The following is a 24,472-nucleotide window of genomic DNA, read 5'->3' on the forward strand; positions in this document are numbered from 1 at the left end:
AGCATTTCATTTTTGCAAAGAGGCGTTTTCCATGTTTGAGCTGAGCCTGATGTGCCCTGAAGACCGCATTGAAGCGGTGAGCGATGCGCTGGATGCGCTGGACGCGCTGAGCGTTTCTGTGGAGGACGCTGACGCGCAGACCGACGCAGAGCAGGCGCTGTTTGGTGAGCCAGGCATGCCTCCGCCCAAGGATGGCTGGCAGCGCAGCCGTGTGGTGGCGCTGTTCCCGTCCGCAGATGCAGCAGAAGAAGCGCGCCAGCTGCTGGCGGTGCAGGATTTCTTTGAAGGTTGCCAGGTGCTCGGCGTGGCAGAAGTGCCTGAGCAAGACTGGGTGCGCCTGACCCAATCGCAGTTTGCCCCGGTCGATATCACGCCCGACTTCTGGATTGTGCCGACCTGGCATGAGCTGCCTGCGCAAGCGGTGCGCAGCATTCGCCTGGACCCTGGTTTGGCGTTTGGCACGGGCACCCATCCCACCACCCGCATGTGCCTGCGCTGGATTGCGCGCAACGGTACGGTGGGCGCAGACGGCGTCAGCTCCCTTGGGCGCGTGCTGGACTACGGCTGCGGCTCGGGCATTCTGGCCATTGGTGCGGCCAAGTTTGGTGCAGTGGATATTGACGCTGTGGACATTGATCCTGCAGCTGTGGAGTCCACACTGCAGAATGCGCAGGCCAATGGCGTGCAGCTCAAGGCCGGATTACCAGACAAGGCTCAAGGCGAATACAAGACGGTGCTGGCCAATATTCTGGCAACACCCTTGCGTGTTTTGGCGCCACTGTTGTGTGGCCATGTGGCTGCGGGCGGCCATCTGGTGCTGGCAGGCATTCTGGAGCGCCAGGCTGACGAGTTGAAGGAGGCCTACGGCCCTTGGCTGCAGTTGCAGGTGGCCGATTCTGAAGATGGCTGGATTTTGATGACGGCCAGCCGTTGACCCTCGCCAGGCCCCGCGGGCTGTGGGGCGCGCGCTCTACAATCCATTGCAGATGAGCCAGATCACACGCTGCCCCGCTTGCTCGACCCAGTTCAAGGTGGTCGCGGACCAGTTGCGCATATCTGAAGGATGGGTGCGCTGCGGCAACTGTGCAGAGGTGTTTGATGCCTCGCAGTCCCTCATGCCTGCGCTGCCGCCAGCACTGCTGCCGGATGTCTCCTTGACGGATGTGCGACCACCGCCGATGCCTGTGGCGCGACCGGATGAATCGACCCGTGCCTGGGGCGCGGCACCCACCGGAAGGGTTGCAACTCCTGCTGCCCCATCGGTCTTGGCTCCAATCAAGGAGGGTGGGCTACCTCCCTCGCCGGCATCACACCCCGTCGGGACGGTGCGTGATCCAGTCTCGCCTTTGTTGCAAACCCCTCAGGGCCAAGCCCCGGTACTGGATGTTCCTCCCCCGGTTCCCCCGGCCTTTTTGACCTCCGCAAGCTCTGCACCAAGCAAAGCGGAGCAGGAGTTGGGGCTTGAGCCTCTGTCCCCGTTTGCCTGGTCGGCTGATCGCAGCCGTCTTAGCGACGCCCCTGCGCCCCAGGTTTCTGTTTCTGAGCCTGTCGTGCCACAGCGTGAGGAAAGCCGGGTTCTCACGGCAGACATGTTGGAGCTGGTTCTGCAAGAACCGCCGCGTGTGAATGTGGCGGCTTCTCCGGTGATTCCTCCCCAAGAATTACAGGTTCCGGTGTCGTCATTGCCGGTGCCGCAGCCGGGCGGTTACGAGCTGCCCTACGCAGAGGACTTTGCTGATACCGCATTGCTGCCTGAAGACGCGAAGGACCTTGAGGTCGCGGTGGATCTGGAGGCACCAAGTCATTCTGGAACCGGGACCGATGCACCATCCCAGAAGGTAGTCGAGTCTGGGTACCCTCCGCTGGAGCTGCCCGCGAAGCGCTTGTCAGCAGCCCCGGACGAGCCCAGCTCGGAGGGCGGAGTGCTGGCCGGATCGGAGCCGGTAGTGCTTGCCAGCGAAGCCTTGGTGGATATGCCCACGGATCCATTGGGGGAGCCACCTTTACCCTCTGTGGAGTTTCCCACCGCTGTGCCAGACCCGGTCGCGAAGAAGGCTGATGAGTCGCGTGCAGCCGACGCCGTGGATACCTCCGTATTTCCTGATGAGGAAGAGATTTCCTCTCAAGAGGCGACGGAGGATGTGAGTTTCGTCAAGGCGGCCCGGCGTCGGGCTTTCTGGCGGCGTCCGATGGTTCGTGTGGCGCTCAGTCTTGTCGGCCTGAGTCTGCTCTTGCTTTTGGTGGCTCAAGTGGCGGTCTACGAGCGTAACCGTCTTGCCGCTATGGAGCCGCGCCTGCGACCTCTGTTGCACGCCTTGTGTCAACCCTTGGAGTGCGTCTTGGCACCGCAGCGTCAGATCAGCGATGTCGTGATCGACAGCTCGGCTTTCAACAAGGCCCGGGGCGATAGCTATGTACTCGCTCTGACTATGAAAAGCCGCGCTTCCATTCCGCTGGAGATGCCGGCTGTGGAGTTGACACTGACAGATGCGCAGGATCAACCAGTACTCAGGCGCGTGCTGATGCCGACTGAGTTGGGTGCTCCTCAGGAGCTTGCCGCAAGCGGTGAGTGGACTGCGTCCGTGTCAGTGCTGGTGACTACCGGTGGTTCCAAGGTCGCCGGGTATCGCCTGCTGGCGTTTTATCCCTGAGCAATTTCTTTTTCTCTTTTCTCTGTCCTCCTATGGCTGCTCTTATTTGTGGTTCCCTGGCTTTCGACACCATCATGACTTTCGAGGGGCGCTTTGCGGAGCAGATACTCCCCGATCAGTTGCACATTCTCAATGTGTCTTTCCTGGTGCCCTCGTTGCGCAGAGATTTTGGAGGCTGTGCAGGCAACATCGCGTACAGCCTCAAGCTGCTGGGTGGTGATCCTTGGCCCATGGCGACTTTGGGAACCGACGGAGCCGACTACCTGCAGCGTTTGAAGTCTCTGGGCATTGATGATCGTTACGTGCGGCAGGTGGACGGCACTTACACTGCGCAGGCCATGATCATGACGGACCGTGACAACAACCAGATCACGGCTTTCCATCCGGGTGCCATGTCTCAGGCGCACATCTCCAAGATTGATGCCCACCCACAGGTGCGCGTGGGCATCATTTCACCCGATGGGCGGGATGCCATGCTGGAGCATGCGGCGCAGTTTGCTGCGGCGGGAATCCCGTTCGTGTTCGACCCGGGGCAGGGCTTGCCCATGTTCAACGGCGATGAATTGCGGCGATTCATCGAGCAGGCCACCTGGGTGACCGTGAACGACTACGAAGGCAAGATGCTCTGCGACCGGACGGGCCTCTCGCTGGAAGATATTTCCCGCAAGGTGCAGGGGCTTGTGGTGACTCTGGGGGCTGAGGGCTGTGATGTCTGGGTGGATGGACAGTCCACTCGTATTGCGCCAGTCAAGCCCGCCGCTGTGGTCGATCCCACGGGGTGTGGTGACGCTTGGCGCGGAGCCCTGCTGTTCGGCCTGGAGCAGGGCTGGCCTTTGACCCGTTGCGCTGCCCTGGGTAATCGGGTCGGTGCATTGAAGATTGCTCAGCGTGGGCCCCAAAACTACGTGCTGGATTTTTCACCTGCCGATTTCGCTTGAGATGCCCATTCAGCCTCTGATGGATCAGAGGCTTGAACCATGCCATTCGCTGACTGACTCGCGTTTGGAGTTTCAGTGGGTGCGCATGATTGGCTGCGTCACCATACCTCGGGTAATCCAATTCCGGCAGCATGTGGGGCTTCAGCCCGGCTCTGAGGGGCGCTGCCTCTGAAATAGGCAAAAAAAACCCGGTGCGGGCACCGGGTCAGACTGAGCGTGAAACGCTTTCCTCAGGGCTTTGCGCCTGTGGGAAAGGGCCATGCAGCCTGAGGGTTCAGGGTAGTTTGTGCGGCTGGCGCTGCAGGCGCAGTTGGAGCCTTCACCACTTTCTTTGCAGCAGCAGCCTTCTTTGCTGGAGCAGCAGCCTTCTTCGCTGGGGCAGCAGCCTTCTTTGCTGGAGCAGCAGCCTTCTTCGCTGGGGCAGCAGCCTTCTTCGCTGGGGCAGCAGCCTTCTTCGCTGGAGCAGCAGCCTTCTTCGCTGGGGCAGCAGCCTTCTTCGCTGGGGCAGCAGCCTTCTTCGCTGGAGCAGCAGCCTTCTTCGCTGGGGCAGCAGCCTTCTTCGCTGGGGCAGCAGCCTTCTTCGCTGGGGCAGCAGCCTTCTTCGCTGGGGCAGCAGCCTTCTTCGCTGGAGCAGCAGCCTTCTTCGCTGGAGCAGCAGCCTTCTTCGCTGGGGCAGCAGCCTTCTTCGCTGGGGCAGCAGCCTTCTTCGCTGGGGCAGCAGCCTTCTTCGCTGGAGCAGCAGCCTTCTTCGCTGGAGCAGCAGCCTTCTTCGCTGCGGCTACGGGTTTAGCGGGAGTCGCCTTTTTTGCTGGGGCGGCTTTCTTTGCGGCCGGTTTTTTCGCAGTTGCCATCATGTTCTCCTTGGGTCAATTAGCAAAGAGCACTTCACATCTGCAGTGGACGTGAAGCGATCCATGGTGATGGACGCTGTCTGGCTCCATCACCATGAATACGGGAACACCACCGCAAGCTCTCATCACGAGGGCTGGTGGGCGGGGTGTGGTGTAAGCGTCCATGGCCTGAAAGCACGCAATGGGATCAGTCCCAGGACAGCGCTCCGCCAGACTGGTACTCAATGACCCGTGTTTCGAAGAAGTTACGTTCCTTCTTCAAATCGATCATTTCGCTCATCCACGGGAACGGGTTTTCCTCGTTCGGGAAGAGCGTTTCCAGGCCGATCTGGGTGGCGCGACGATTGGCGATGTACCGCAGATAGCCCTTGAACATGGATGCGTTCATGCCCAGCACGCCACGCGGCATGGTGTCTTCGGCATAGCGGTATTCCAGTTCTACGGCTTTGAGGAACAGGGCCTTGATTTCGGCCTTGAACTCTGCAGTCCACAGATGGGGGTTCTCCAGCTTGAGCTGGTTAATCAGGTCAATGCCAAAGTTGCAGTGCATCGACTCATCACGCAGGATGTACTGGTACTGCTCTGCAGCGCCTGTCATCTTGTTCTGGCGACCCAGCGCGAGAATCTGTGTGAAGCCCACATAGAAGAACAAGCCTTCCATCAGACAGGCAAACACGATCAGCGATTTGAGCAATGTCTGATCGGCCTGTGGCGTACCCGTGTGGAAGTTGGGATCCATGATCGCTTCGATGAAGGGGATCAGGAACTCGTCCTTGTCACGGATGGAGGCGACTTCGTTGTAGGCGTTGAAGATCTCGCTCTCATCGAGACCCAGCGATTCAACGATGTACTGGTACGCATGGGTGTGAATTGCCTCTTCGAATGCCTGGCGCAGCAGGAACTGGCGGCACTCGGGCGCCGTGATGTGGCGATAGGTGCCCAGCACGATGTTGTTGGCGGCCAGCGAATCTGCCGTGACAAAAAAGCCGAGGTTGCGCTTGACGATGCGACGCTCATCTTCGGTCAGACCATTGGGGTCCTTCCAGAGTGCGATGTCGCGCGTCATGTTCACTTCCTGCGGCATCCAGTGATTGGCGCAGGTGGCGAGGTACTTTTCCCACGCCCATTTGTACTTGAACGGCACCAACTGATTCACATCAGTCTGTCCGTTGATGATGCGCTTGTCTGCTGCGACCACACGGCGGTGAGTGGCGGCAGGAGCTGGAGATGCGTTCTGCTGAACGCTTGCAACGGATTGCAGTGCAGGTGTCTGCGAAGACAGCGAAGACTGCTCTGCCTGGTGGCTGCTGTGCATGCCACCGTCCGTTGGATTTTGCGATGAGGGCTTGACTTCTTCGTCCCAGGTCAGCATAGATTTTCCAGTGTGCGGATTATGAAAGCAGTGCTGCAAAAAGAAAAGCACTGAAGCGTTGTGCAGCAACGTTTTGTTGCTTCACAGCACATGAGCAGCACGCCTTTTTGATGAAGGCGTGCTGCGTGGTTGGCGTTACTGGCACGCCTCGCATGCCACGTCGTCGATGGCAGTGAACTTCACGTCGGTTGCTGGCACTGCAGTGCCATGTGCTTCGCTGGCTTGCGCAGCGTTCGAGGTGTTGTCGGCCGAGTGAGCCGAAGGACCTTCAGAACCCGATGACACGGCATTGAGCTGACGCGTGTTGACCGTGCTCATTTCGACGTGAGTAGCGCTTTGGGTGCGCAGGTAGTAAGTGGTCTTGAGGCCACGTACCCATGCCAGTTTGTAGGTGTCGTCCAGCTTCTTGCCCGATGCGCCAGCCATGTAGATGTTCAGGCTCTGTGCCTGGTCAATCCACTTCTGACGGCGTGAAGCAGCCTCAACTAGCCACTTGGGTTCGACTTCAAACGCAGTGGAGTAAAGAGCCTTCACATCGGAGGGCACGCGATCAATCGGGTGCAGCGAGCCCTTGAAGTGCTTGAGGTCCATGATCATCACGTCGTCCCACAGTCCCAGACGCTTGAGGTCACGCACCAGATAGCCGTTGATGACCGTGAATTCGCCCGACAGGTTGGACTTGACCGACAGGTTGCCGAACGATGGCTCGATAGATGCGTCCACTCCTACGATGTTGGAGATGGTGGCTGTAGGAGCGATGGCCACGCAGTTGGAGTTGCGCATGCCGTCCTGCGCTATCTTCTTGCGCAGCGCATCCCAGTCCAGCGTCGAGGCGCGGTCCACTTCCACGTAGCCACCACGGGCTTGGCTCAGCATGTCCAGTGTGTCCAGGGGCAGGATGCCGCGGTCCCACAGAGACCCCTTGTAGCTGGAATATTGGCCACGTTCCTTGGCCAATTCAGTAGAAGCCCAGTAAGCGTAGTAGCAGATGGCTTCCATCGACTTGTCCGCAAACTCCACAGCTTCTTGCGATGCATAAGGAATACGCAACTCATACAGACTGTCCTGGAACGCCATGAGACCCAGACCCACGGGACGATGACGCAGGTTGGAATCGCGGGCTTTCTTGACGGCGTAGTAGTTGATGTCGATCACGTTGTCCAGCATGCGCATGGCCACAGTGATGGTCTTTTTCAGCTTCTCGTGGTCGATCTGCCCGTCCTTCAAGTGTTGACGCAGGTTCACGGAGCCGAGGTTGCAGACAGCGGTTTCCGTATCGCTGGTGTTGAGCGTGATTTCCGTGCACAGGTTGGAGGAGTGCACCACACCTGCGTGCTGCTGGGGCGAGCGTACGTTGCAGGCATCCTTGAATGTGATCCAGGGGTGGCCTGTCTCGAACAGCATGGTCAGGATCTTGCGCCAGAGATCGGTGGCCTGCACTGTCTTGCTGGGCTTGAGTTCGCCGCTGGCAGCCTTGGCTTCATAGGCTACGTAGGCCTTCTCGAACTCTGCGCCGAACAGGTCGTGCAGGTCTGGAACGTTGGAAGGAGAGAACAGCGTCCAGGTGCCCTTTTCCATCACGCGACGCATGAACAGGTCTGGAATCCAGTTGGCCGTATTCATGTCGTGCGTACGGCGGCGGTCATCGCCTGTGTTCTTGCGCAGTTCCAGAAACTCCTCGATGTCGAGGTGCCAGGTTTCCAGGTAGGTACAGACGGCACCTTTGCGCTTGCCACCCTGGTTCACGGCCACAGCCGTGTCGTTCACCACCTTGAGGAAGGGAACGACGCCTTGGGATTCGCCATTGGTGCCCTTGATGTGGGAACCCAGGGCACGTACACGGGTCCAGTCGTTGCCCAGACCGCCGGCAAACTTGGACAGGAGCGCGTTCTCCTTGATGGATTCATAGATGCCGTCCAGGTCGTCCGGCACGGTCGTCAGATAGCAGCTGGACAACTGCGAGCGAAGGGTGCCGCTGTTGAACAGGGTGGGCGTGCTCGACATGAAATCGAAGCTGGAGAGCACTTCGTAGAACTCGATGGCCCGTGTTTCAGGATCGGCTTCGTTCAGCGACAAGCCCATGGCCACGCGCATGAAGAAGGCCTGGGGCAGTTCGATGCGGCTCTTGCGCACGTGCAGGAAGTAGCGGTCGTACAGTGTCTGCAAGCCCAAGTAGTCGAATTGCAGATCGCGCTGAGGCTTCAGGGCGGCTGCCAGGCGGGCCAGGTCGAACTTCAGCAGACGTGCATCCAGCAGTTCGTTGTCCACGCCTTTTTGGATGAATTGGGGGAAGTAATCGACGTAAGCCGCGCCCATCTGGTCCTGCATCACGTCGCGACCCAGCACTTCACGCACGATGGTGTGCAGCAGCAAACGTGCGGTGGCGTAGGTGTAGTCGGGGTCTTTTTCGATCAGTGTGCGAGCCGCCAGAATGGATGCCTTGTACACCTCGTCCATGGGCACGCCGTCATAGAGGTTGCGCATGGTTTCCGCCAAGATGGGGTCGGCCTTGACGTCCTTGCCCAGCCCAACGCAGGCCGATTCGATGCGTGACTGCAGGCGGTGCAGATCCAGTGTGACGCGCTGGCCGTTGTCCAGTACATGAAGGACGGGCGTGGCGGGAGCATGTTGCTTGACCAAATTGGCGCGCTCTTGCGTGCGGCGCTCGCGATACAGCACATATGCGCGGGCCACCTCGTGGTGGCCTCCGCGCATGAGACCCAGCTCTACCTGGTCTTGCACATCTTCTATATGGAACGTTCCGCCGCCGGGGCGAGAGCGCATCAGGGCGCGTGTGACACCTTGGGTCAGGGCATCCACTACTTCGCGCACGCTGGCGGAGGCAGCGCCTTGCGTGCCGTGTACGGCCAAGAAGGCTTTCATAAGTGCGATGGCAATCTTGGGTGCTTCGAACGGTACGACCGCGCCGTTGCGCCGAATGATCTGGTAGTGACCTTGCGTACCGGTTGCCGATTCGGCAGTGTCGGTGACTGCACCTTCAAGGGGCGCGCGAGTGGTTTCGGGCGTGTTCAAAGCAGCTTGCATGGGTGTCCTCTTCTATGGGCTGACGGGGTGGGCTGGCAGCTGCGGGAGCTGCAGCAGAGACGAGAGCGGTGCACCAGCCTTTCGGCTTTGCACACTATATATGGTGTGTCGTTCGTGTTCAAGGCACTACTGGTAGTGTACCGTGAGGCATCAGTTGGTTTCTGGCAACCAGCTGTATCACCACTCAGACAGGTCGGCAAAGGGTGCGGAAAACCGCTCTGCCATGGGATTTCGTGGGGGCTGTTGGCGTAACTGTGCGGGCTCGCGCAGGATTTCTCTTGCGAGGCCGCTTGGGGCTTGGATCGTTGTTTTTGAAGGGGGGCGATCCTACCCTGATTTGGCCGCTTTTTTTAAACCCGAACGCTGCTCAGGTTTAGTTCGCTGCGACTTGACTAGGCGCGCTCAGGGTGCTTGCCTCAACCAACTGCATCAGCTTGTGCCAGTTAAAGCCGACACCCGGATCTGCTTTGCGCCCCGGGGCCACATGTTCATGCCCCGCAATGTATTTGAGGGGGTAGCGAACTGCCAGGTCATTGCACAGGGAGGCGAGTGTCTGGTATTGGGCTTCTTCAAAAGTGAGGCCCTCCAGTCCTTCGAGTTCGATACCGATGGAGTCATCGTTGCAATTGGCCCGACCTCGGTAAAAGGACTGTCCTGCATGCCATGCGCGCTGATCACAGCCTACAAATTGCCACAGTTGCCCACTGCGTTCAATAAAGAAATGGGCGGAGACCTGAAGTCCGCGGATTTGCTCGTAATAGGGGTGGGCATCCCAATCCAGAGTGTTGGTGAACAGCCTTTGCACGGCTCCTGTGCCGTACTGCCCTGGTGGAAGACTGATGGAATGCACCACGACAAGGTCTACGGACTCACGTGCCGGGCAGGGGCGGAAGCCAAAGTTGGGAGAAGGCAGCCGGGTGGCTTGGCGATACCAGTCGTCTTCCCAGACAGAGGAGGCTGCGCTCATGTCAGCCGATCTCTTCCTGAAAATCCGGGTCATTGGGCACTGCGATGTTCAGCCGTGCAATGCGATAGCGAATCTGTCGCAGGCTGATGCCCAGCCGGGCGGCAGTCGCGGTGCGATTGAAGCCGCTTTCTTTCAATGCCCGCACCAGAATCTCCCGTTCCTGCTGGTCTAGCCAAGCCTGAAGATCATCGGGCAGAGGGGGGCATCCCAGCGCTCCTGCGGCTGCTTGGGATGTGGGGTTGGCATCTTGTGTGGAGCCCACTGCTGACGACGTAGCGGCTGGTGGTGTCTGCGGTTGAGATGTCACCCTCATGTCGGGTGGGCAAGGAGGCGGGGAGACGCCGTCTATCTGTAATTCATCCCCATCGCTGAGTGCGACGGCCCGGTGCAGGAGGTTTTCCAGCTCCCGCACATTGCCCGTCAGTGGATGGGCGGCAATGGCCTGCAAGGCCTGGTCGGTGAGACGTGGGACTGGCATGCCGGATTCCTGGCTGATACGCGCCAACAACGTCGCGCACAAAGCCGGCAGGTCTTCCCTGCGCTCCCGCAAGGGGGGAATCACGATCTCGATGACGTTGAGCCGATAGTACAGATCCTGCCGAAAACGTCCTGCCTGCACATCTGCTGCGAGGTCGCGGTGTGTGGCGCTGACGATGCGCACATCCACGGTCTCTTCCTGTGTAGAGCCCAGGGGGCGCACGCTGCGTTCCTGGATGGCACGGAGCAGTTTGGACTGCATGGCCAACGGCAGGTCTCCAATTTCGTCCAGAAACAGCGTGCCTCCTTTGGCCGCCTGGAAATACCCCTCACGGTCCTGGCTGGCGCCCGTGTAGGAGCCTTTTCTTGCGCCAAAGAATTCTGCTTCCAGCAAGTTCTCAGGGATCGCTCCACAGTTCACTGCAACGCAGGGGCCATCTGAGCGCTGGCTGCAGGCGTGCAGGGCCTGCGCTACCAGTTCCTTGCCGGTGCCCGACTCGCCTCTTACCAGCACTGGTGCCATGCCGCGTGCTACCTTGGCAATGCGCTGCTTCACATTGCGCATGGCATCGGAGTCGCCCACCAGGCGTTCAAGGGACGTGTTGACGATAGCTGTGCTTGCGCTGCCCGTATCTTTGGCTGGCGCACCGCGGGCACCGGTCACCTGACGCGTGGAGCGTGGTGGCGGCGTCGCGCCGGTACCCTGCACTGCAGATGCCACTACGGAGCGGAATTGCTTGAGGTCTACGGGCTTGGTCAGGTAGTCGAATGCTCCAGACCGCAGCGCTTCCACGGCGTTTTCTGCGGAGCCATAGGCCGTCATCACCACGCATCGCTCTCTTCGCTGTTGATCGCGCAGGTCTTGCAGGATCTCCATGCCAAAGCCGTCCGGCAGGCGCATGTCGGTGATGACGACATCGTAGGTCTGCGCTTTGAGCTGCTCTCGGGCTTCCTGCAGGGTCGATGCCGTTTCGACCCGATAGCCCTCGCGCAACAAGGTCAACTCGTACAGCGTGCGCAGGTCGGGTTCGTCATCAATGACCAGGATGGATGCAGCTAAGGCGTTCATGGATTTCAGATCACGATGGAATCAAAAAGTGTGGCGGGCTCGATGGGGCGGGTGGTCCTGCGGAATGCCACCGTAAATGCGTTGCCCCCAATGGCCCCGCGCTCCAGTGCGCGCGTAGTGCGCTGGTAACTGATGGATGCGCCGTGCCTCTGGCAGAGTTCCCGGCAGATATACAAACCCAGGCCACTGGAACGGCTCTCGGAGGAGAAGAATGGCTCGAACAAGTGGCGTTCCACCGATTTGTCCATAGGCGCGCCGTCACTCCACACCTGCAAGGTGATCTGGCCCGTGACGCTGATGCGGGTCTGCACCATCAGAGAATCCTGTTCGGACCCCATGTAGCGCGCTGCGTTGTCCAGAAGGTTGACCAGCACACGGCGCAGATGTTCAGCGTCAAACTCCACATGCTGCTGGCTGGCGTTGAGAAGCAGCTGTCCTTTTCTGCGCGCCGGATCATGAGCTGCCCAATCGTTCCACATCTGCGCAACGCTGGCGTCCAGCGGCAGGGTGGAGGCCGGTGCGTGGCTGATCTGGTGCTGAACGCGCGCAATGTCCAGCACTTCCTCGGCAATGCGGGCAAGACGGTCTGCATTCTGTTGCACCATGTGGGCCAAGCGTTTTTGGGCGGGATCTTGCAGATCTTCCTCCAGCAAGGCATTGGCCTGAACGATGGCTGCCAGTGGATTGCGAATTTCATGGGCCACTGCGGCAGACATGCGACCCATGGACGCCAGTTTTTCGGTGCGCAGGCGTGCTTCCATCTCGCGCAGATCATGGAGAAACATCACGCACAGCTGTTCTCCCTTGCCTGGCGATGCGCCCTCTGCTGTGGAGGTCAGCCAGGTTCGTGCATGCAGCCCCATCGGGCTTTCACCGGGATGCAGCAGGGCCACATCGGCCGCCTGCGGCTGATGGCTTTGGAAGGTCTGATGTGCCAACTGCACCAGAGGCTGCCATCCATCGCCACGGTTTAATGAGAAGGGAAGAAGGGTGGGGGTACTGTCACCCAGTAAGGTTTGCGCTGCGGGATTGGCCATGCGTACGGTGTTGTTCTCGTCCACCACCAGCACCCCGTCACTCAGGTGCTCAATCACCAGCGCACTGACCTGCATCTGCAGCTGTGCCGCCACCCGGTTGCGCTGCGCAATTTCCTGCTCGCCTACCAGCCTGGTAGAGAGTTGGTGGACCAAGTAGGTCACCACAAAGTAGCCGGTGCCTGTCAGCGCACTTTGCAGGTAGCGTTGCGTGTCATCTCCCAGGTTTTGTGTGCTGGTCCAGCCTGCCCACATCAGTAGCAGCAGTGTGACGGCGGCAGTGGTTCCCAGGGCAAGGGTGAGTGAGCCCAGGACAGCTGCCATCAGAATGGGTAGCCCAAACAGGGGCGTGAAGTTCATGGTGCCGGTGTGCAGCAATTGCAATGCACACACCGCGGCAATATCCAGCCCGATGGAGGGTAGCCAGTGAGGGCCAGTATTAGGTGGCGGGGGCACTTGGCTGCCCAGGATCCGTAGCAAGGCAGTGGCTACGAGATAGGCAGTACAAACTGCAAAGGAGGCCGGGTCTAGCTGCTGGTTGAAAAACAGGCTGAAGAGTTGCAGCGTCAGCAACGCCACCGCAATCATCAGCCGCCCGGTCAGAAAGCCCCGCCACAGTCGGGCAAACGGCGCGTCCGCGGCGTTCAGCCGTGGCTCGGCCAGCAATCCATCGTTCATCACAAGCTGCCTGCGCGCAGGTGGTCTGCGCAGCAATATGCGCGTCCGTGCTGGACGATGGCATCGGCACGAGGGAAATGCAGTCCGCAATGCGCACATGCCACCATATCTTGCGGAGGGGGTGGGTTACCTGCCCGCGGAGGCTGCTGCGCAACAGGTTCGCGACGATGTCTCCACACGCCGAAGACAACCGCCAGAATGGCAAACAGGACCAGGTATTTCATGCGCTGCGACCCAGAACTACTTCCAGCACGAAGCGCGATCCCACATACGCCAGCATGAGCAATGCCGAGCCTGCGTAGAGTACCCGGACGGCATTGCGGCCCCGCCATCCGAAACGTGCCCTGCCGATGATGAGTGTGGCAAACGTGAGCCATGAGAGCAGCGAGAAAACCGCCTTGTGGTCCCAGCGCCAGGCGCGGCCATACAGGGTCTCACCAAACAGCCAGCCTGCCAGCAAGGTCGCACTCAACAGCACGAAGCCGGCAGTCACAAACCTGAAGGTCAGTCTTTCCAGAGTCAGAAGCGGCACTCCGCTGTGGGGGTCTTCTGCTTGCCGGATGTGATGCTCTGCGCGAGTCATGAGCCAGGCGTGAACCACCGCTGCCGCAAAGAGGCCATAACAGGCGATGCCCAGGGCCAGATGCAGTGGCAGCCAGGCGGATGCGGTCACGTGCAGGGGCTGACCAGGGAAGAGCAATGCCAGCACGATGGTGGCAGCCCCCAGGGCGGCCAGAATCCAGCGGGCCTGCATTTGCGGAAAGAGTTGCCGCTCCACCGCATAGACCGTCAGCACCAGCCATGCGGTCACGGACAAGGCCGGGCCAAAACCGAAGCGTGGAGTCTCTCCCCACAAGCCCCACACCAGCAACAAACCATGCAGCACCCACGCCAGCAGCAAGGCGTTACGTGACGCCTTTTGGCCAAGCCGGGATGCGGCGGCGGCCGGGGTGGCGTATGCCAAGGCTGCGGCCAGGGCCAGCAGCCAGCTGACGGGGGAGCTACTCGCTAAAATCATGGGTCACAGTTTAGCCTTTTGCCCGCCCCTGGCGCCCTGTTTGCTTCACTCTTGATGCCTGCATGGATGCCGCCAGATGGGTGTTTTCAGAATCCTTCCCCACCCTCAGCCTATGGCCTCCGCACTTACCGACAAACTTACGCGACTCGTCAAGGAGATGCGTGGCCAGGCCCGCATTACCGAATCCAACGTGCAGGACATGCTGCGTGAAGTGCGCATGGCATTGCTGGAGGCCGACGTGGCGCTGCCCGTGGTGCGCGATTTCATTGCACGCGTCAAGGAAAAGGCCCTGGGCCAGGAGGTTCTGGGCTCCCTCAAGCCCGGGCAGACGCTGGTCAGCATCGTGAACCGCGAACTGGCGGCCACCATGGGCGAAGGAGTGGCCGATATCAACCTGGCTGCTCAGCCCCCTGCCGTGATCCTGATGGCGGGCTTGCAAGGTGCGGGTAAAACCACCACCACCGCCAAGCTGGCCAAACACCTCATTGAAAAGCGCAAGAAGAAGGTGCTCACGGTATCTGGCGACGTGTATCGCCCTGCGGCAATTGAGCAGCTCAAGACCGTGACGGCTCAGGCGGGCGCGGAGTGGTTCCCCAGTACCCCCGACCAGAAGCCGTTGGATATTGCCCGTGCAGCCCTGGACTATGCCAAGAAGCATTACTTTGATGTGCTGCTGGTGGACACCGCGGGCCGCCTGGCGATTGACGAAGCCTTGATGAATGAGATCAAGGAGTTGCATGCTGCCATCCATCCCGTCGAGACCTTGTTCGTGGTGGATGCCATGCAGGGGCAGGATGCAATCAATACCGCCAAGGCATTCAAGGAAGCCCTGCCACTGACCGGCATTGTGTTGACCAAGCTCGATGGCGACTCACGCGGTGGTGCCGCGCTCTCTGTGCGTCAGGTCACCGGGGCTCCCATCAAGTTCGCCGGGGTGTCCGAGAAGATCGACGGGCTGGAGGTCTTTGATGCCGAGCGGCATGCGGGCCGTATCCTGGGCATGGGCGACATCGTGGCCCTGGTGGAACAGGTTACAGCGGGTGTGGACCTGGAAGCTGCCCAGAAGCTGGCAGCCAAGGTCAAGAGTGGGGATGGCTTTGACCTGAACGACTTCCTGGCACAGATCCAGCAGATGAAGCAGATGGGCGGGCTCTCCAGCCTGATGGACAAGCTGCCGACCGAGTTGACCTCCAAAGCAGGCTCCATCGACATGGACAAGGCAGAAAAAGACATCCGCCGCAAGGAAGGCATCATCCATAGCATGACGCCGCAAGAGCGGCGCAAGCCCGAACTCATCAAAGCCACGCGCAAGAAGCGCATCGCCAACGGGGCGGGCGTGCATGTGCAAGAGGTCAATCGCCTGCTCAAGGAATTTGAGCAGATGCAGGAAATGATGAAGAAGATGAAGGGCGGCGGCCTCATGAAGATGATGAAGCGCATGGGCGGCCTCAAGGGCATGGGGGGCATGCCCAAGATGCCTTTCGGCGGACCCCGCTGAGCTGCGACCTTGAACTGCAGCTATCAGGCTGCTACAAAATAAAGAGCTGCTAGCGCTTGTGTACAGGGCGCTAGCAGCTCTTTTTGTTCAAGGCCTTTGAACGGATTCTGAGCGAAGCCTTACTGTGGTGCAGACACCTGCATCCAGTCTTTGAGTGGCCTCTCTGCCCATGCCTTGGCTTCTTCGCCCACATGAATCTGGGGTTTCGACGCGGGCAGGCGGCGGCGCTTTTCCTGGGCTTCAATGCTCTTGCGCGCTGCGGCCATCCAGTCGGTCACTGAGAGTTCCGTGGCCTGTTCCTGGTTGAACAGCGCATCGCCAAAGAAGGTGTAGTCCCCCGTGTACTGGCACTTGAAGGATGTGCGGTTGACGTCGGTGGCGGTGATCACCACGCGGTTGGGTGCTTGCAGAGGCTTGAGGAAAGAGCCGCTGTAGCAGGCGGAAAGCACCACAATGGCTGGGATGTGCTGCACCGGAGCCATGGCGGCGCTCAGTGTCTGGGCGGTCAGTGGTTTCAGGTTCTTGCCCGCGGCCTGGATATTCAGCGTGCCCGGATTGGCATGCGTTGAGATCAGCAGCAGCATCTTGTCCTGGGGCCGCGCCACTTCGGCAATCTTGTTCATTACCAGTTCAAAGTTTTCGACCGTTGCCTGAGGCCAGTCGGCACTTTGGCCTGCTGCCGGGTTGGCCAGCTTGACCAGCAGGGCGTTCGGGTCGATTTGCGTCACCAGCTTTTCTGCTGCCAGCACATCGTTGCGGAACGCTTTGGACTGGGAGTGCATGGCAAAACCCGCGAACAGCAGCCGTGGCGGAGGCGGCGGTGCGGGGGCCGCTACCGGCTCTGGCTCGGGTTCAGGAGCAGGTTCGGGCGCAGGTTCTGGTGGCGTTGCACAGCCCGCTGCCAGCAGGGCCAGGACGAGCAGACTGGAGTGGAAAAAGCGGCGCGATGGCAAAGTGGCGCTGGGGGAAGGTGTAGAAATGAGCGCGGAGTTCACAGGCAAATCCGTTCAACAGGGCAGGTCACAGGGGCGGCGGAGGCCGCAGTCGGCCATATCGTAGCGACCCGCAAAGTGCCTGTTTGCTGGATTGAGTGGCCCTGTTACACGCTGGCCAAGCCTCTAGCGCTCATGCCAAGAGCGCAAGCTGCTATCAAAAACAGAGCTTTGAAACAAAAGGCCGGTGCAAGCACCGACCTTGAAACTGTGGCGTTTCTCACGAAACACCGTTAGTCCACTGAAAGCGGTGCGTGAGGGTCTGGCTAGGCCGCACTCTTCGTTGCCGTGCATTCCGCTGCAGCCCCGGCGCACCGCCGATTTCAAGGATTCAAGTGGACTAGCCCCTCATGCTGCCAGGCGCAGCGCAGGCTGGGCAAGGCGCTGGGCGTGACGCCATGCCTTGCGCAGCACGGGGGGCGACCAGGCCTCTTCCGGAATCAGCAGGAACCGCTGCGCACGCAATGCCTTGCCCAGCGCAATCTGGCTGGTCAGCACGGTCAGCGGGATGGCCAAGGCCAGTGGCACAGCCACCGGGGCCAGCCACAGCAAGGCGCCGCTGTCGATAGCACCAACGCCCGCGGCCAGCAGCGCAATCACCAGCGACATGGGGGCCAACTGGGCTGCAGCGTCCCGCCATGGAACGGCCTGTGCCTCGCGCGGGGGGGATTTCCAGTCCAGCGCGATGCCTGTCAGCGCCACCAGTACAAACAGGGAGTGGGCCAGCATGCGCACAGGCGCCTGCAGGATGGCCAGCACGCTTTCGAGGGCCGCGCTCTTGAGCAGGCTCAGCGCCCCGCCAAAGCGTTGCTGCTCGCCCCGCATGAAGACGGCAGCCACCCCCAGGATGCGGGGCAGGAACAGCATGCTCAATGTCCAGGCCCACAGGGCCAGCAACTCGGCAGGCAAGATATGCCAGCTGGCCAGCAGGGGCGAGCCCGACACCCACAGGGCGGTACCCAGGGTCAGGAACGCCAGCCACAGCGGGGCAGACAGGTAAGCCATGGCTCCTGTGATGAACATGGAGCGGTGCACGGGGTGGATGCCTGGCTCGGCCATCAGGCGGGCGTTTTGCAGGTTGCCCTGGCACCAGCGCCGGTCACGCTGCAGCTCGGCCAGCAGGTCGGGCGGTTGCTGCTCGTAGCTGCCCACCAGGTCGCCTACCAGCCATACGTGGTAGCCCGCGCGGCGCATCAGTGCCGCTTCCACAAAGTCGTGCGACATGATGCCGCCCGACAGCCCGCCCGTGCCGCGAATGGGGGCCAACGCGCAATGCTGCATGAAGGGCTGCACCCGAATGATCGCGTTGTGGCCCCAGTAGTGCGACTCGCCCAATTGCCAGAACTGCATGCCCAGCGTGAACAACCGACCCGTGACCCGCGATGCAAACTGCTGGGCACGCGCATGCAGCGTGACGTGGCCAATGGCCTGGGTTGCGGTCTGGATGATGCCCGCCGTGGGGTGGGCTTCCATCAGCTTGGCCATGGAGACGATGCAGTCACCGCTCATCACACTGTCGGCGTCCAGCACCACCATGTATCGGTAGTCCTTGCCCCAGCGGCGGCAAAAGTCGGCCACGTTGCCTGCCTTGCGGTGGGTGCGGCGCTTGCGCAGGCGGTAGTACACCTGCACCTGGGTTTGAGCGCCCCCTTGGCCTGCCAGAGCGCTGCGCAGCTCTTCCCAGGCGGCGCGCTCTGCCTTGGCAATGTCTGCGTCATAGCTGTCAGACAGCACAAACACATCGAAGCTGCCACCGTGCCCAGTGGCCGCGACCGATTCGCAGGTGGCACGCAGCCCCGCGAACACCGTGGCCACATCCTCATTGCAGATCGGCATGATGATGGCCGTGCGTACCTCGGGCGATAGCGTGTGGCTGGCCACACTGCGGGCAGACAGGGAATGCCGGTCACCCCGCAGCATCACCCAGAAGCCCATCATCGCGGTGATGAAGCCGGACACCACCCACGCAGACAGCAGGGCAAACAGGCCTACCTGCCCCCAGCCCAGCCAGGCGTTCTCATACACGGGCTGTACCTGGGCAAACAGCACACTGGCCAGTATCGTGCTGGCCAGCACCAGCAGCGCAAAGGTCCAGCGGCGGCGCTGCGCTGCCTGTTCCCAGGCCTGTTGCGGGGCAGCTTCCAAAGGCCCCTGAGGTGTATTGGGTGTGCGGCCTAGCAAGGCGCTGGCCAGGCTGTTCCAGAAACCTTTCCACGGCACGACCGGCATGGAGCCGCGGTGCATGGGTGGGGCGGTGACGCTATTAGGGTGCCGTTCCTCGCGCAGCGGACTGCGTGAGCTGGCTACCGGACGTGCAGGGCGCGGGTACGACGCCCCGCGGCGGGCCAGCCCTTCGGTGGCGGTACGGGTTGCATGCATGGTGGGCTCCTGTGTCGTCTGCAAACGGGTGGGATGACGGCCTACTCGGGAAGAATCACGTGGGTCCATGTTTCGCTCACAGCGTGTTGGAGGTGTTGTAGGAAAGCGCGCAGTTCGATGGGGCGGTCTTTGCTCAATCGCTCAATGCGCACGGTCATGCGCCATTGGCCTGTGGCGGGGTTGCGGTAGACACCGCTTTCCAACACGCGGCCATTGCCGTCGCTGGTCACCACGGCTTTCACGGGGGCCTGGGCATCCAGGGGGGCCAGCGCCGGGCCGGTGAAATCCACCACGTACTGCACCTGCTTGCGCAGCGCCTCTGCGCTTTGCTGCGTGTAGCCCACACCGCGGCGCGACTGCGTGGCCCAGGCTCCCGGGGGGCGCTGCTGCTCGTCGCCCTGCCAGAGCAGCTCGTAGTTCACCTCCAGGGGCGTACCTGCTGCGGGCAGTTGGCGGGGCACCCAGTAGGCGACGATGTTGTCGTGGGTTTCGTCGGGCGTGGGCAGCTGGACCAGTTCCACCCGGCCAGGGCCCCAGTCGTGCAAAGGGCGCACCCAGGCGCTGGGCCGGCGCTCATAGCGGGCTTCCACGTCCTCGTAGCTGCTCCACTGCCGGTCACGCTGCATCAGGCCAAACCCTTTGGGGTTGGTGGTGGCAAACGAGGTGACCAGCGGTTGTCTGGGGTTTTGCAGGGGCCGCCACAACCACTCCCCTTCGCCCGTGGCCACCATGAGGCCGTCCGAGTCGTGGACCTCGGGGCGAAAGTCGTCCTTGCGGGGCTGGTTTTCGCCAAACAGGAACATGCTGGTCAGCGGCGCGATACCCAGCGTCTTGATGGGCCCTGCGGCTGCACCGCGTACAAAGATGCGGGCGCGCACCTGCGTCACGGTCTGCGGGCCGGGCTGGATGTCAAAACGGTAGGCTCCTGTAGCGCGGGGCGAATCCATCAGCGCATACACCGTGGCCTGCTTTTCGCCTGGCTGGGGGCGCACAAGCCAGAACTCGGTAAAGCGCGGAAACTCCTCGCCCGCACCGCCCACGGTGTCAATCGCCAGGCCCCGGGCCGACAGCCCGTATTGCTGGCCCGCGCCCAAGGCGCGGAAGTAGCTGGCTCCCTGGAACACCACCAGCTCGTCTTTGTAGGCTGTGGTGTTCAGCGAGTAATGCAGGCGAAAGCCTGCAAACCCCAGGTCTCCCCAGGTTTGAGGGCTGACCTTGTTCTTGCCATAGTCGAAATCGGCCGCCCGGTAGGGGATGTGGCGGCTGCCTTGGGGCGTCACTTCATTGATGAGCACAGGCTCACGCTGGTACAGGCCCAGGTGGAAGAACATGGCTTCAAACGGCAACTGCTCTGTGCGCCACAGGGCTTGTTGCGGCCGCCAGCGGATGTCGCGCACTTGGTCATAGTTCATGGACTCCAGCTCGGGCGGCAGCCGCACGTTCATCGCGGCATAGGGCTGGGCCGCGCGCTGGCGCGCCAGTTGGGTGACATAGTCCAGATCCACCTGCGGGGCGGCGGGCGACGCGGGAGGCAAAGAGGAAGTGGAGGACGCACGGACGGGCTGTGCGCCCGCTGCGCCGAGGCCCATCGCACAGAGGGCGGCGCATGCTGCCAACACCCGTGCCTTCGCGGGTGCACTGAGGGTTATGGAGTGAAAAAGGGCTTGCATGCCCTGTTTAGGGCAAACCCTGTGCCAGCTTTGAAAAGCTGTTTCAAATCAAATGCTTAGCTGCTGCTTTGTACGTAAGCAAAGGTACAGGCAGGCGTTGACGTCCCGCCAGAGGCGTTTTTGCGGGGTAACGCTTGATTTTTTGTCGCTGTCTAGCGATCGACTTGTAGTTGTGCGCAGGAAAACGCTTTTAAATCAAAGACTTACTCTTGTCGCTCATCGGCGACATCGTCGGTGCCGCTTCCTTCGGCCTTGAACTGGCCGGGGGTGAGAGCGTGCTTTTGCAGCAGGCGGTAGAACTCGGTGCGGTTGCGCTGGGCCAGCCGGGCGGCGTCGGCCACATTGCCATCGGTCATCTTGAGCAGGCCCACCAGGTACTCGCGCTCAAACCGCTGGCGTGCCTCTGCAAAGCTGAGCACCTGGGTGGAAGGCGTGCGCAGCGCCCGCTGCACCAGTGTCAGGGGCACGAGGGGGGTTGTAGACAGGGCGCACACCTGTTCGACCACGTTGTAGAGCTGCCGCACGTTGCCAGGCCATGCAGCCGTGGTGAGGGCCTTGAGCGCCTCGGGCGCAAAGCCTGAGAGGCGCTTGTCGTATTTGTGGGCCAGCTTGTCCAGGAAGTGGTTGGCCAGCAGCGCAATGTCTTCCCGCCGCTCGGCCAGCGTGGGCAGCAGCAGCGTCACCACATTGAGCCGGTAATACAGGTCTTCGCGAAATTGACCGGCCGCCATGGCCGCTTCCAGGTTGCGGTGCGTGGCGGAGATGATGCGCACGTTGATGGGAATGGACTGGCTGGACCCTACAGGCCGCACGGCACGTTCCTGCAGCACGCGCAGCAGCTTGACCTGCAGGGCCGGTGGCATATCCCCAATCTCGTCCAGCAGCAGGGTGCCACCGTCTGCCGCCTGGAAAAGCCCCTTGTGGTTGCTGACGGCATCGGTAAACGCGCCTTTGACGTGGCCGAAAAGCTCGGACTCCAGCAAGGCCTCCGGGATGGCCCCACAGTTGACCGCCACAAAAGGCCGCTGCGCACGGGGGCTGGCGCGATGGATCGCCTGGGCCAGCAGCTCCTTGCCCGAGCCGCTGTCGCCCAGCAGCAGCACGCTGGCGTCTGACTGGGCCACCATGTACGCCTCGGCCAGCAGGTCGGTCATGCGCGTGGATCGGCTGACGATATCGGCCCGCCAGGCTTCGTTGGCATGGGCCTGGTGTACGGCTGGCGCGCTCAGGGCCAGCGCTTCGGCCACTTTCTCCAGCAGCTCCTTGCCGTCATAGGGCTTGGTCAGGTAAGTGAACACGCCGCGGGAGGTGGCCTCCACCGCGTCGGGAATGGTGCCGTGGGCCGTGAGCAGGATCACGGGCAGCGAAGGGTGGCGCGCATGCACCTCGTCGAACAACGCCAGACCGTCTTTGCCCGGCAGACGCACGTCGCTGAGCACCAGCTGGGGCCTGGCAATGTCCAGTTGGGCCAGGGCTGCCTCGGCAGAGCCCACGGCCACCACGTCATGCCCCGCAGCCTTCAGGCGCAGCGACAGCAGGCGCAGCATGTCCGCGTCGTCATCCACCACCAGGATGCGGTGCTGGGCAGGGCGGGAGGGCTGCGATGGGTTGTGGGGCGCGGTCATGGCACGGGGCATCAGGGTTTACCGGCGTTGGTGCTGCTGGCAGATCCGCTGGGTGAGGCGGGATTGCTGGCGGGGGCGACGGACGTGGGCGGACGCGTGGTCAGACTGCGTTCAATTGCGCGCATGGCTTCCAGCCGATCGCTCAGCTGGTCGTTGCGCCGCTGCGCATCGCGCAATTGCTGGGCTTGCCGCTCCAGCTGGTCTTCCAGCTTGCGCTGGTGTGTCAAACGTGCTTCCAGAAGGCGTGCCAAAGGGTGCAGGTCTTGGGCATCGGCATGGGCCAGTGCGCGCTGCACCAGGCCCAGGGCGCGGGCCGTGTCTGCAGGTTGCCGGGTCTGGATCAGCACCAGGGCCAGGCGCAGGTTGCGCCCGGGCTTGTTCTCGTCACCGTCAGACAAACGGGCCATCTCCCGCGCCAGGTCTACGGTGCTGGCCCGCTGCATGCGGTCGGCATAGTCCAGGAGCTCGCGCAGGCGGTCTTTGGGCGGCGTAGTGGGGCCAGCTTCTTCCGCCTGCGTGGGTTCAGGTTCGGCAGGCGCTGCCATCTGGGGCTCTTCCACGGGCGGGGGAGGTGCAGGCGTTTGCGTCTGCGGTGCGGTGGTGGCGCATCCTGCCAGCAAGGCCAAACACAGCGCGGCTGCCAGCACAGGGGTGCCATGCACGCGGGTGGGCATGCTCGGTGGGGTAAGGTCAGGATGCATCAGGTAATTCAATCCGGAAAAAGGAGCGGGGCGGTGCATCCAGCAGTTGCACCCTGCCCCCGTGGGCGTGGATGTATTCCTGCACGATAGACAGACCAATGCCCGTGCCGCGCACGGCGTTCTCGGGCTGGCGCTCGCCGCGGTAGAAGGGCTCAAACACATGGGCGCGGTCTGCAGGGGCTACGCCCGGACCCTGGTCGGTGACATCGATCCGCACCATACCTGCCGCACGCGATACAGACAGCCGGACGGTACCTTGCTCCGGCGAGAAGCGGATGGCGTTGGAGAGCAGGTTGCCCATGGCCGAGGCGATTTTTTCGGGGTCCAGCAAGAGCACGGTGGGCTCACCTTCCACCTCCACACGCATCCCCTTGGCCTGCCACTGCAGGCGCTGGTTGTCCGCCAGGTCTTCCAGCAGGCCGATCAGTTCGGTCTCGCGCCGTTGCAGTTGCCGTGCCTCAAAGGCTGCGGCGTTAAAGCGCAGCAAGGCTTCAATTTCGCTTTGCAGCACCAGCGTGTTTTGCAGCAGGATCTGGGTGACTTCCTTCTGCCCTTCGGTCAACGCCCCGGTCACTTCGTCCTGCAGCAGGGCCACGCCTTCACGCAGCGAAGCCAGCGGGGTCTTGAGTTCGTGGGATACGTGGCGCAGAAAGCGGGCTTTGTCGGCATCAAGTTCCAGCAGGCGCAGGCGCAGCCACTCCAGTTGCAGCCCCACCCGGCGTACGTCTGCGGGGCCGCTGATGACCACGGGGCGCTCCAGCTGGTTTTCTCCCAGGCGGCGAATGGCACGCTCCAGTCGCTTGAACGGACGTGCCAGCCAGATGCCCAGCGACAAGGCCAGCACCAGGCCCAGCACGATGGCTCCGACAAGCTGGTGCGTCACGCCCTGCCGGCTGGCGTCCACCATGGCCTGCAACTCGCGGCTCTTGCGCTCGTTGAGTTGCTGCACGGCCTGCGTAATGGCCGCGTGCAGGCTGTCCAGCGCCACAAATTCTTCGACCACGCTGCGCTCATTTTCAAGCGAAGGGCCGGGCGCTGCTCGCAGCAGGGTGTGTACCGTTTTCATGTGGCCCTGCCACTGCTGCGCCAGGTCTTGCGGCAGGCCTGCCTGCGTCAACTGCTCCAGCAGGCGTGCTGCATCGGCCGCCATGTCGTCAAAGCCCTGGCGCAGCTGTGCATCGCCCAGCACCAGCGACTGGCGTGCCAGCCGCTCCAGGGCCTGGCCGCGCTGGTTCAGCGTTTGCGCTGTCACGCTCAGGGCGGCTGCCTGGGCTGCGCTGGCCTGGCTTTGCCCGATCAGGGATTCCAGCATGAAGACTGCGCGCAAGGCACTGGTGCCCAGCAAGCCCGCAATCAGCAAAAAGGCCAGCAACAGCAGTTGCTGGAACGAGGGGCCATTCTGGCGCGGCTTGCCGGATGCAGGGCCTGGGCTGGGCACGCCCGCGGCGTCTGGCGCGTGCGCTGGGGTGGCAGGGCTTGGAGCAGGGGCTGCCATGGGGCCTTGGGT

At 61.9% G+C, this 24,472-nt stretch carries 18 protein-coding genes and 1 pseudogene; 5 read left to right on the forward strand and 14 right to left on the reverse strand.

Annotation, left to right across the window (positions count from 1 at the left end; all coding sequences use genetic code 11):
- The first annotated feature begins 31 nt into the window (after positions 1-31).
- The 4 genes and pseudogenes from prmA to AACH87_RS05675 all read left to right on the forward strand — a co-directional run bounded on the left by prmA (position 32) and on the right by AACH87_RS05675 (position 3,589).
- Positions 32-934, forward strand: coding sequence for a 50S ribosomal protein L11 methyltransferase (gene prmA, locus AACH87_RS05660; protein WP_338797783.1), 903 nt, complete (start codon positions 32-34; stop codon positions 932-934).
- A gap of 52 nt (positions 935-986) precedes the next feature.
- Positions 987-1,052: pseudogene (locus tag AACH87_RS05665) on the forward strand (zinc-ribbon domain-containing protein); the annotation flags it as partial.
- Positions 1,053-1,550: 498 nt separating this feature from the next.
- Complete coding sequence (locus AACH87_RS05670; protein ID WP_338798862.1) at positions 1,551-2,651, forward strand: DUF3426 domain-containing protein; 1,101 nt, start codon at positions 1,551-1,553, stop codon at positions 2,649-2,651.
- 32 nt (positions 2,652-2,683) lie between these two features.
- Positions 2,684-3,589, forward strand: a complete 906-nt coding sequence (locus AACH87_RS05675; RefSeq protein ID WP_338797784.1) for a carbohydrate kinase family protein — start codon at positions 2,684-2,686, stop codon at positions 3,587-3,589.
- Positions 3,590-3,819: 230 nt separating this feature from the next.
- Here the strand turns inward: AACH87_RS05675 and AACH87_RS05680 are convergent, their stop codons facing one another.
- The 8 genes from AACH87_RS05680 to ccsA form a co-directional block, all read right to left on the reverse strand.
- Positions 3,820-4,440: a histone gene (locus AACH87_RS05680; RefSeq protein ID WP_338797786.1), complete on the reverse strand. Its 621-nt coding sequence runs from the start codon at positions 4,438-4,440 to the stop codon at positions 3,820-3,822.
- A gap of 187 nt (positions 4,441-4,627) precedes the next feature.
- Positions 4,628-5,812: a ribonucleotide-diphosphate reductase subunit beta gene (locus AACH87_RS05685; RefSeq protein ID WP_338797787.1), complete on the reverse strand. Its 1,185-nt coding sequence runs from the start codon at positions 5,810-5,812 to the stop codon at positions 4,628-4,630.
- A 135-nt stretch (positions 5,813-5,947) separates the two neighbouring features.
- Positions 5,948-8,857 (reverse strand): ribonucleoside-diphosphate reductase subunit alpha, encoded by a 2,910-nt coding sequence (locus AACH87_RS05690; protein WP_338797788.1) that lies wholly within the window; start codon positions 8,855-8,857, stop codon positions 5,948-5,950.
- 373 nt (positions 8,858-9,230) lie between these two features.
- Positions 9,231-9,824, reverse strand: a complete 594-nt coding sequence (gene ampD, locus AACH87_RS05695) for a 1,6-anhydro-N-acetylmuramyl-L-alanine amidase AmpD (RefSeq protein WP_338797789.1) — start codon at positions 9,822-9,824, stop codon at positions 9,231-9,233.
- Between the two features lies 1 nt (position 9,825).
- On the reverse strand, positions 9,826-11,370 hold the full coding sequence (locus AACH87_RS05700; RefSeq protein ID WP_338797790.1) for a sigma-54 dependent transcriptional regulator: 1,545 nt from the start codon (positions 11,368-11,370) through the stop codon (positions 9,826-9,828).
- A gap of 5 nt (positions 11,371-11,375) precedes the next feature.
- Positions 11,376-13,082, reverse strand: coding sequence for an ATP-binding protein (locus AACH87_RS05705; protein ID WP_338797791.1), 1,707 nt, complete (start codon positions 13,080-13,082; stop codon positions 11,376-11,378).
- Positions 13,082-13,414 (reverse strand): PP0621 family protein, encoded by a 333-nt coding sequence (locus AACH87_RS05710; protein WP_338797792.1) that lies wholly within the window; start codon positions 13,412-13,414, stop codon positions 13,082-13,084. Before AACH87_RS05710 ends, AACH87_RS05705 begins: the two co-directional genes overlap by 1 nt.
- Positions 13,303-14,100, reverse strand: coding sequence for a cytochrome c biogenesis protein CcsA (ccsA, locus tag AACH87_RS05715; protein ID WP_338797793.1), 798 nt, complete (start codon positions 14,098-14,100; stop codon positions 13,303-13,305). The genes AACH87_RS05710 and ccsA overlap by 112 nt, the downstream gene beginning before the upstream one ends.
- A 112-nt stretch (positions 14,101-14,212) precedes the next feature.
- Between ccsA and ffh the strand changes: the two genes are divergently transcribed.
- Positions 14,213-15,598 (forward strand): signal recognition particle protein, encoded by a 1,386-nt coding sequence (gene ffh / locus AACH87_RS05720; protein ID WP_338797794.1) that lies wholly within the window; start codon positions 14,213-14,215, stop codon positions 15,596-15,598.
- 119 nt (positions 15,599-15,717) lie between these two features.
- Here ffh and AACH87_RS05725 read toward each other — a convergent pair whose 3' ends face one another.
- From AACH87_RS05725 to AACH87_RS05750, 6 genes are all read right to left on the reverse strand, one after another.
- Entirely contained in the window at positions 15,718-16,593 is an 876-nt protein-coding gene (locus AACH87_RS05725) for a C13 family peptidase (protein WP_338797795.1), read from the reverse strand.
- Positions 16,594-16,938: 345 nt separating this feature from the next.
- Positions 16,939-18,969: a glucans biosynthesis glucosyltransferase MdoH gene (mdoH, locus tag AACH87_RS05730; RefSeq protein WP_338797796.1), complete on the reverse strand. Its 2,031-nt coding sequence runs from the start codon at positions 18,967-18,969 to the stop codon at positions 16,939-16,941.
- Between the two features lie 41 nt (positions 18,970-19,010).
- Positions 19,011-20,558 carry a glucan biosynthesis protein G gene (locus tag AACH87_RS05735; RefSeq protein ID WP_338797797.1) on the reverse strand — a complete coding sequence of 516 codons (1,548 nt, stop codon included), beginning with the start codon at positions 20,556-20,558 and terminating at the stop codon, positions 19,011-19,013.
- 284 nt (positions 20,559-20,842) lie between these two features.
- Entirely contained in the window at positions 20,843-22,264 is a 1,422-nt protein-coding gene (locus tag AACH87_RS05740) for a sigma 54-interacting transcriptional regulator (protein ID WP_338797798.1), read from the reverse strand.
- An 11-nt stretch (positions 22,265-22,275) separates the two neighbouring features.
- Complete coding sequence (locus tag AACH87_RS05745; RefSeq protein ID WP_338797799.1) at positions 22,276-22,965, reverse strand: hypothetical protein; 690 nt, start codon at positions 22,963-22,965, stop codon at positions 22,276-22,278.
- Positions 22,955-24,460: an ATP-binding protein gene (locus AACH87_RS05750; protein WP_338797801.1), complete on the reverse strand. Its 1,506-nt coding sequence runs from the start codon at positions 24,458-24,460 to the stop codon at positions 22,955-22,957. Before AACH87_RS05750 ends, AACH87_RS05745 begins: the two co-directional genes overlap by 11 nt.
- Positions 24,461-24,472 lie beyond the last annotated feature (12 nt).

It is taken from the genome of Acidovorax sp. DW039 (assembly GCF_037101375.1).
Taxonomy (GTDB): Bacteria; Pseudomonadota; Gammaproteobacteria; order Burkholderiales; family Burkholderiaceae_C; genus Acidovorax.

Coding starts and splice junctions, on each gene's coding strand:
- prmA (WP_338797783.1), top strand. CDS start 32: ATGTTTGAGCTGAGCCTGATGTGCCCTGAAGACCGCATTGAAGCGGTG.
- AACH87_RS05675 (WP_338797784.1), top strand. CDS start 2,684: ATGGCTGCTCTTATTTGTGGTTCCCTGGCTTTCGACACCATCATGACT.
- AACH87_RS05680 (WP_338797786.1), bottom strand. CDS start 4,440: ATGGCAACTGCGAAAAAACCGGCCGCAAAGAAAGCCGCCCCAGCAAAA.
- AACH87_RS05685 (WP_338797787.1), bottom strand. CDS start 5,812: ATGCTGACCTGGGACGAAGAAGTCAAGCCCTCATCGCAAAATCCAACG.
- AACH87_RS05690 (WP_338797788.1), bottom strand. CDS start 8,857: ATGCAAGCTGCTTTGAACACGCCCGAAACCACTCGCGCGCCCCTTGAA.
- ampD (WP_338797789.1), bottom strand. CDS start 9,824: ATGAGCGCAGCCTCCTCTGTCTGGGAAGACGACTGGTATCGCCAAGCC.
- AACH87_RS05700 (WP_338797790.1), bottom strand. CDS start 11,370: ATGAACGCCTTAGCTGCATCCATCCTGGTCATTGATGACGAACCCGAC.
- AACH87_RS05705 (WP_338797791.1), bottom strand. CDS start 13,082: ATGAACGATGGATTGCTGGCCGAGCCACGGCTGAACGCCGCGGACGCG.
- AACH87_RS05710 (WP_338797792.1), bottom strand. CDS start 13,414: ATGGCGGGGCCGCAATGCCGTCCGGGTACTCTACGCAGGCTCGGCATT.
- ccsA (WP_338797793.1), bottom strand. CDS start 14,100: ATGATTTTAGCGAGTAGCTCCCCCGTCAGCTGGCTGCTGGCCCTGGCC.
- ffh (WP_338797794.1), top strand. CDS start 14,213: ATGGCCTCCGCACTTACCGACAAACTTACGCGACTCGTCAAGGAGATG.
- mdoH (WP_338797796.1), bottom strand. CDS start 18,969: ATGCATGCAACCCGTACCGCCACCGAAGGGCTGGCCCGCCGCGGGGCG.
- AACH87_RS05735 (WP_338797797.1), bottom strand. CDS start 20,558: ATGGGCCTCGGCGCAGCGGGCGCACAGCCCGTCCGTGCGTCCTCCACT.
- AACH87_RS05740 (WP_338797798.1), bottom strand. CDS start 22,264: ATGACCGCGCCCCACAACCCATCGCAGCCCTCCCGCCCTGCCCAGCAC.
- AACH87_RS05745 (WP_338797799.1), bottom strand. CDS start 22,965: ATGCATCCTGACCTTACCCCACCGAGCATGCCCACCCGCGTGCATGGC.
- AACH87_RS05750 (WP_338797801.1), bottom strand. CDS start 24,460: ATGGCAGCCCCTGCTCCAAGCCCTGCCACCCCAGCGCACGCGCCAGAC.